The following is a 7,591-nucleotide window of genomic DNA, read 5'->3' on the forward strand; positions in this document are numbered from 1 at the left end:
TGCCTGTGATTTATCAAGGGCTGGCGTTGTGCTTCGCACCCTTGACAAATCCCATTCTGACAGGTAAAGGGTAGTCAAGCCGAATAAGGGGGATTTCTGCCAGCCCATGACTGGCGGAATCGCTACATGATGTTATGCGGAGGGGAACGCTCCTGTGGCTCTTGCCGTGACATGGGTATCACATCCTTTCTGAATTTTGGACAAGAAAAAAGGAGTACCATTTTTACGATACTCCTTAACATACATTTTTTATTATTGTATATCTCTATTACTACGTCTTATAGAATTTGGTAACATAATATCAATTTCATTTTCTGAAAAAGTTTGTTCTTCATCATTCTTCAAAGCCTTTTGCGCTTCTGCATAACTTTTTCCATCTGTTCTAGGAGAGGTACTGTATACTTCCGCAGTCCTTTCTTGCAATTCATCCCTTTTTTTCATTATAGATTCTGGCTCTAAGATTTCAAAATCAGTTAACAAAGATACATATTCTTCTCTAATTTTCCACAAAGTGTCTGACGCTACCTTATGCTCTTGTGCCTTTTCTACTAAGTTGAAATTTTTTGTATAAGAATTTAAAATTAGTAATACAAGGGATATAATTGCTCCCAATACACTCGCTATCTTATCTTCCGAAAGAATCGCAACAATAAAACCACTCGTAGTAATGGCTGACAAAACAATTTGCCAAATCTTTATTCTGTCATTAGTCTTCATCAAACGGCTTATGATTTTATCATGACAGGTTTGGGTATATGTAACTCTGCCATATGCTTCTCTAATCTGGGATTCCAACTTATAGCCCTGACTATTCTGGGAAATTCGTTCCATAAATTTCTCTCCACTTTTGCTTTGCAGAATATGACATATTATCACTTTCATATGATATAGCGGCTACTGCATTATCATATGCTGTTTTTGCCTTTGATTGAAAATTACCCGATTTCCAAACATAGCGATTGCTTCCCGGTGCCAACCAATAGTTTTGGGATGTGTCAATATTTTTTAGATAAGCAAAAAAATCTCTGCTCATAAAGTCATAGTATAAATAAGACTTATCCTTATATTCCCAATCTCCTATGAATTTATAAGCTAATGTATCTATCAATATTCCACTCATTGAAACATTACATTTTTCCTTCCAAGCTCTAGCCATTCTACACAGCCGTTTTAAATTTTTATTAGTATTACTATTTCTTGTATTCATAGCAGCGATTTCTTTTCTTGGGTTTGTAGTTTTCCAGCTTCCCCCATCATTGGAATCTGGATAAGTATAACTATCATCTTTATTAATAAAAGCGGGAACAATTTCAAAATTTATACCATCGGTAAAATTTATACCAATTACTTGTCCATCACCCTTGACATAAGATGTACTATATGTTTTTTGCAAAACGCCTTTTACCTCTTGCAAAAGGGCTGACTGACCGTTGCTGCTATATGCGTCAAATTTAGCATATGTTTCATATGGTAATTGTACAATCATGTCTATATCACTTGTCCATATTTCTGTACCTCTACCATATGAACCAACATACAAACTATATGCTATTTCTGATGAACTATTTCTATAATCAAGGTTAATTCTTTTGGTTATCTGATGATAGCGATATTGAATTGTTGAAACTGTATCGGAACTCATTCTTAAATTAGAACAAAAAGTTGAAAAATAATCACTAACTGACATAAGTAACCGCCCTCCTAAAACTTCTTTAATATATATATTTTATCCCACAACATCTAGTATGTCAATTTATGTTTTTACTCAATTATTTGTATATGACAACACTAAAACCAGTCATCATCTTGACAAAAGTGTTACACTGTGATACACTGTACATAAGGAGGTGGACAGTATGGCTGTTTCTGAAAATAACGTGAGAGTACCTATAACAATTCCAAAGGAATTAAAGCAGCAGTTAGATAATCTGGCAAAAGAGGACAAGCGTACCTTTTCCAACTTATGCGCTAAGATTTTATCTGACTATGTGCAGCAGAAAAAGGATGGTGAGTAACCTTTGAAAATCTATATATACAGCCGTAAATCGGTATATACGGGCAAAGGGGAAAGCGTTGAAAACCAGATTGAAATGTGCAGGGAGTATATTTCAACCAAAATCCCCGAATCGGATAATGCGGAAATCGTCGTCTATGAAGACGAGGGCTTTTCCGCAAAGAATACGGACAGACCGCAATTCCAGCAAATGCTCCGTGATATAAAACTGAATAAACCGGAATACATTGTTTGCTATCGTCTTGACCGTATCAGCCGTAATGTCAGTGACTTTTCTTCTCTGATTGAAGACTTAAACAGCTACAATATCTCTTTTATCTGTATCAAGGAAGAATTTGACACCTCAAAGCCTATGGGAAAAGCTATGATGTACATAGCTTCGGTTTTCGCCCAACTGGAAAGAGAAACGATTGCAGAGCGTGTCCGTGACAATATGCTAATGCTGGCAAGAACTGGACGCTGGCTGGGCGGCACTACCCCAACAGGATTTACTTCTGAAAAGATACAGGAAATCATCATTGACGGTAAAATCAAGACTTCCTGCAAGCTAAAGGACAATCCAGAGGAATTGAAAACCATTGACTGTATTCTGGAAAAATTTTTAGAGCTTCGGAGCATATCCGGCGTAAGCAAATACTTAATCAAGCAGGGAATCAAATCACGCACAGGAAAAATGTTCTCTCTGTTAGGCATTAAAGAGATATTACAGAATCCGGTTTACTGTATCGCTGATGAAGACGCATGGGAATACTTCACGGAACATCATTCAGACGTTTGTTTCGAGAAAACCGATTGTTCCAATAAATACGGTCTGCTGGCATACAATAAGCGTGATTACCGGAAGAAAAGTGCCCCAAGACAGGATATGGATAAATGGATTGTCGCAATCGGTAAGCACAAGGGGCGCATATCCGGTAAAAAGTGGGTAGCAATTCAAAATATCTTGAAAGACAATATTCCCACAGGGAAGAAGCCTGCTATCATGCACAATGACTATTCCCTGCTGTCCGGCTTAATCTTCTGCGATAAATGCCAGAGCCGGATGTTCGCAAAGCAGCGGAGCGGCAAAGGCGGCAACCGTGAACTTTACGACTATATTTGTAACAATAAACTGCGTGGCGGCTTAGATTTATGCGACTGTCAAAATCTCAATGGACAGCAGGCAGACGATATTGTTTGTGAATATCTCATGCAGTACACGGACGAGAACTCCGGTATCTACAAGCTGCTGGAAAAGCTGAAACGTGACTTACAAGGACAGACACAAAAAAGCCCCGTAGCGGTCATTGATGATAAAATCAAAAAATGTAACAGCGAGATTGACAATCTTATCAACACACTGTCACACGGAAACTTAGGAGCTGCGTTCATTGAACGTGTAAATGCCAGAATCACAGAGCTGGACAAAGAGCTTGCTTCCATGAAAGAAGAAAAAGCCCGTCTGCAAAAGGATGTCAACATCATAGCAGACAGGGAAATCCAAGTGGATATGCTGTCCACAGCATTATCCAGCTTCAAAGACAATTTCCATACGCTGACGATTGAAGAAAAGCGTACCTTAATCAAGCTGATGGTTAAGAAAATTGTCTGGGATGGCAAAGACCTCCATATTTTTATCGACGGCGAGTAGGGAACTGTCAGCCATCTACTCGTCGTATGGAGCAAAGTTGCCGTTTGGATGGTGGCGCATTTCCCACCATGCTGTCCATCATCACGCTTTTCCTCATCGGCGGGGCGGGCGGGCTGACCGGCTCTCTGCTTGGCGCGTGCATCCTGGTGGCGCTAATTGTGCTGGGCGTCCTGATGACCTTCCTCGTCTCCAGGCTGCTTTCCGCCACCATACTGAAGGGCGTCCCCTCTTCCTTCACTCTGGAAATGCCGCCCTACCGCAGGCCCCAGATCCTGAAGGTGATTGTGCGCAGCATTGTTGACCGGACGCTGAAGGTGCTGGGAAGGGCCGTAATTTCCGCCGCGCCTGCCGGGCTGCTCATCTGGGTGCTGGCCAATGTGCCGCTTTCCGGACAGACCACGCTGCTTACGGCGCTCACCGGCTTTCTTGATCCCTTCGCCCGGCGGCTTGGCATGGACGGCTGTATCCTCACCGGTTTTCTTCTGGGGCTTCCGGCCAATGAAATCGTAGTGCCCATCATTATTATGACCTATATGGCCAGGGGGAGTCTGCTGGAAGTGGAGGGCGTACAGCTGATGCAGCTATTTACCGCCAACGGCTGGACCTGGATTACGGCGGTAAGCACCCTTCTTTTTTCCCTGATGCACTGGCCCTGCGCCACCACCCTCCTTACGATCCGAAAGGAATCGGGGAGCCTGAAATGGACGCTGCTTTCCTTTCTTGTACCAACTGTTTGCGGAATTATACTCTGCTTCCTGTTCACCACCGCCGCCCGTTTTCTTTTTCCCGCCTGAGGGGACGGTGCTGCTAAAGAAAACAGTCAAAAACGCCTGCCGGAGAAATTGCCGGCAGGCGTTTTTAAGACTATTCCGTTTTTTCTTCCCTGCCTGTAATAAGCTTCATCCAGATTTCCATGCTCGTTGTTTCCATGGTATGGCTGGCATAAAGCTCGGCGCAGAAGCCTTCCGTCTGCAGTCCGTGGCCGGGAAGCCACACCCCGTAAACGTAATTCAGCGCCTTGTAAAGAGCATCCGTCACAAGCATCATGAAATTTTCCGCCTCAAAGGAACACACGACATACTCCCCTGCGGGAAGCTCCCACTGCGAATATCCTAAAGCCGCAGCGTCCGGCCGGATTCTTGCGCCCGCAAAATAACGGAAAAACCCTTCCTCACTGCAGGGCAGCGTAACCCCGGCTTCCTCTCCGCTCTCCATAAGGCCCGGTATTTTATCCTTTGCCTCATGCAGGTCGTCCCACAGCTGTCCAAGGGGATCCACTCCGGAGTCGCATCCGATGCCGTCCAGGAAGGCAACCGGCATTTTCTTTTCAAAGCCCGCATATCTGACAGCTTCTTCCGTCTGTTCTCTTTTTATCTCAATGACAATCCCCTCCGTTACCAGGGGAACCCCTTCCCCCACCAATACATAATTCAGGGAAAGCTCCGGTTTGGTCATGCGGTTTAAGGTTGTCGGATTACGGCGGTATTCCTCCGGCGTCATGCCGAAGGTTTCCTTAAACGTCCTGGTGAAATGTTCATGTGAGGTAAAGCCAAGCTCCAGGGCAATATCCAAAATGCGGCTGTCCTTCTGCAGCAGCGCCTCCGTCGCCTTACCCATGCGGCGGAGCTTAATGTACTCACCCACCGGCTTTTTTACCAGCCGCTTAAACAGTCTCTGGTAATAAAAAGGGGACAGTGAGGCCATTTCTGCCAGATTATCTATGGCAAGCTCCTCTCCCAGATGCTTATCAATATAGTCAACCGTCTGCTGTATCTGTTCCCAAGCGTACATTTTTTGTTCCTCCTTTTTTTATTACCATACCATACCTGTACTGCAGCCGCTTGACTGTCTCTGCCCTTTTTGTAATCTGTGGCAGGGGGATTTTTCCAGCGGTTTGTCCGGTTGGCGCAAACAGTATTTTACAGCCTGTCGGATCGGTGTTTTTGTAGCACATACGCCAGGGCAAGGAAGAGCAGCCCTATGGCAGACAATATCCCGCCGCAGAATAACAGAGGCGTCAGCGTAATCTCCACCGTTCTTCCCAGAATCCGGTTGGTCAGGAAACGGGCTGATGATGAAATGGCAAAGGGTATGGCCACTCCGGTAAGCAGACCTGCGGCTATGCTGTCCCAGGCCAGCAGGCGGAGCCCTGCAGACCATCCCCTGCAGGCCCAGAATACGGCGGCGGCACCTGCAAAAAGAAACAGGAACGCAACAGCCTTTGCCTGAAAAGAAGTCAACGCGGCATACAGCCGTAGCGGGCCGTTTACCGGCAGATAAACGTCGCCAAGTATACCGGTTGCGACCGTCTTAAGACCGTCTGCTATTATATTAACCTGAATTTCTATCCCATCCTCCAGTACCGTCTTTTGTTCCTCTGTCAGAAGCTCTCCCATTTCCTTTATCACTTCCGAGTAAATACCCTCCTTCAGTTCTTCCACCGTTTTATCCGTCAGAAATATGGCAGCTTCATTTCCGGTCCTTCCGGATGCTTCTGCCATTTCCGCGCTTTTTGCAGTCTCTTCCATTACCGCCTCTTCAGCCATGGCATCCAGGAGATCGCCGGTCAGCCTTTGCAGCGCAGCGCTGTCCGTAATCCCCTTCTCTATGGCCTCCATCTGTCCATAGGTCACTTCCGGCCAAACCCTGTATACCTCGTCCAGTACTCTGGAGGATACTGCACGCCCCACAATCATGTTATTAATCGTAAATGTACATAACGGCCCGGCGGAAATGCAAAGGCAGAAAAAAATTACCGCCGTCATATACACAAAGCTTCCAAACACTCTGAGCGCCCTCATCTGATTTCTCCTTTCACTTCTTACATGGGAAACACACAAAAGCATCACACCTCAGCCGCCATCCGGCGCAGCATTCTCCTCTCCCCGCAGCCTATCTGCGGCTGAAAAAGAAGTATGCCGCCGCCTTCAGGACAACCGTAAGTCCCAGTATGGTGATTGCCGTATAAAAGGCCGCCATGTTGAATAATGCGGCTGTCACAGTGATAAACAGCAGAGATAATAACAGGATATCCACTATGATCCCTCCGCTTTTATCATGCAGATACTGATTTCTTTCGTCCTGCTCCATGCGCAGCTGTTCCTTTAAAAGCATTCTGTTTTTCAGCAGCTTTTTATTTCGGACAATTCTGTAAGCCACATAAATCAGGCCCCCGAAAAAAACAAAACTGCTGAACTGCTTCGCCAGGCCGGTCATAATCCTGGAATCCCCGCCGCCCAGTTCCGCCACCGTTACCATATAAACCAGCATCGCAGCTAAAACCATCCACAAAATACGAATACGCCATTTAATTTTATCCGTATAGCTTAATTTCTTACAATTCCTCATACTTTTGATCCTCCAGCCTTTTGTTTTCTTCCAGGCAGCACAGCTCCTCCACTGTTACATGAAAAACCTCCGCTATCCGATATGCCAGCATTAAGGACGGGCTGTACTGTTCCTTCTCAATGGATATGATTGTCCTGGCCGAAACGTGAACCAATTCGGCAAGCTGCTGCTGGGTAATCCCGGATGCGGTTCGCAGCTCTTTCACCTTCGTTTTCATTATCAGCCTCCCTTTATTCATATGAAGTGTACTTCACGTGAAGTCAACTTCATATTACTATATTTCATAAAATATCTCAAGATATTTTGAAATTCATTATGAAGGAACCAGGATAAATGCATCAGCGTCGGCGCTGTCCTTCCTGCCATCCGATGCGACTGCAATCAGCTGTTTTTCTTCCTCTTATTCCTAATAATTTATAAAATCTTTCGTGTTTTTTTTATTTTTTCTTATGAATGTGTACATAGTTTTGTCACATTTGTAGGGTATGATTATAACAAATTGATGGGAACGCGGAATTGTGTCAGTCAGGCTTATGGATGCGGTTCTGTTGCTCAATTATATTATAAAAAATCGAGTAGGAGAAAATTTCTCTGATTAG

Annotated in this window: 8 protein-coding genes and 1 pseudogene; 3 read left to right on the top strand and 6 right to left on the bottom strand. The window is 44.6% G+C overall.

The features are described from left to right. Positions 1-252 precede the first annotated feature (252 nt). Positions 253-831: an SLATT domain-containing protein gene (locus tag HMPREF1548_RS12260; protein ID WP_021636468.1), complete on the bottom strand. Its 579-nt coding sequence runs from the start codon at positions 829-831 to the stop codon at positions 253-255. Continuing rightward, entirely contained in the window at positions 809-1,687 is an 879-nt protein-coding gene (locus tag HMPREF1548_RS12265; protein ID WP_035321912.1) for an SMODS domain-containing nucleotidyltransferase, read from the bottom strand. Before HMPREF1548_RS12265 ends, HMPREF1548_RS12260 begins: the two co-directional genes overlap by 23 nt. A 169-nt stretch (positions 1,688-1,856) precedes the next feature. On the opposite strand from HMPREF1548_RS12265, the gene HMPREF1548_RS12270 reads away from it, so the two are divergent. From HMPREF1548_RS12270 to HMPREF1548_RS12280, 3 genes and pseudogenes are all read left to right on the top strand, one after another. Next, positions 1,857-2,015 (top strand): ribbon-helix-helix domain-containing protein, encoded by a 159-nt coding sequence (locus HMPREF1548_RS12270; RefSeq protein ID WP_021636470.1) that lies wholly within the window; start codon positions 1,857-1,859, stop codon positions 2,013-2,015. Between the two features lie 3 nt (positions 2,016-2,018). Then, positions 2,019-3,644, top strand: coding sequence for a recombinase family protein (locus HMPREF1548_RS12275; protein WP_021636471.1), 1,626 nt, complete (start codon positions 2,019-2,021; stop codon positions 3,642-3,644). A 53-nt stretch (positions 3,645-3,697) separates the two neighbouring features. Further along, a pseudogene (locus HMPREF1548_RS12280) lies at positions 3,698-4,438 on the top strand (nucleoside recognition domain-containing protein); the annotation flags it as partial. A 70-nt stretch (positions 4,439-4,508) separates the two neighbouring features. On the opposite strand, the gene HMPREF1548_RS12285 reads toward HMPREF1548_RS12280, so the two are convergent. The 4 genes from HMPREF1548_RS12285 to HMPREF1548_RS12300 all read right to left on the bottom strand — a co-directional run bounded on the left by HMPREF1548_RS12285 (position 4,509) and on the right by HMPREF1548_RS12300 (position 7,209). Then, entirely contained in the window at positions 4,509-5,435 is a 927-nt protein-coding gene (locus HMPREF1548_RS12285; RefSeq protein WP_021636473.1) for an AraC family transcriptional regulator, read from the bottom strand. A gap of 128 nt (positions 5,436-5,563) precedes the next feature. After that, on the bottom strand, positions 5,564-6,445 hold the full coding sequence (locus HMPREF1548_RS12290) for a hypothetical protein (RefSeq protein WP_021636474.1): 882 nt from the start codon (positions 6,443-6,445) through the stop codon (positions 5,564-5,566). Between the two features lie 91 nt (positions 6,446-6,536). Next, entirely contained in the window at positions 6,537-6,992 is a 456-nt protein-coding gene (locus HMPREF1548_RS12295) for a hypothetical protein (RefSeq protein ID WP_021636475.1), read from the bottom strand. Beyond that, positions 6,979-7,209, bottom strand: a complete 231-nt coding sequence (locus HMPREF1548_RS12300; RefSeq protein ID WP_025491018.1) for a helix-turn-helix transcriptional regulator — start codon at positions 7,207-7,209, stop codon at positions 6,979-6,981. Before HMPREF1548_RS12300 ends, HMPREF1548_RS12295 begins: the two co-directional genes overlap by 14 nt. Positions 7,210-7,591 lie beyond the last annotated feature (382 nt).

Source organism: Clostridium sp. KLE 1755, assembly GCF_000466465.2.
GTDB lineage: Bacteria > Bacillota > Clostridia > Lachnospirales > Lachnospiraceae > Eisenbergiella > Eisenbergiella porci.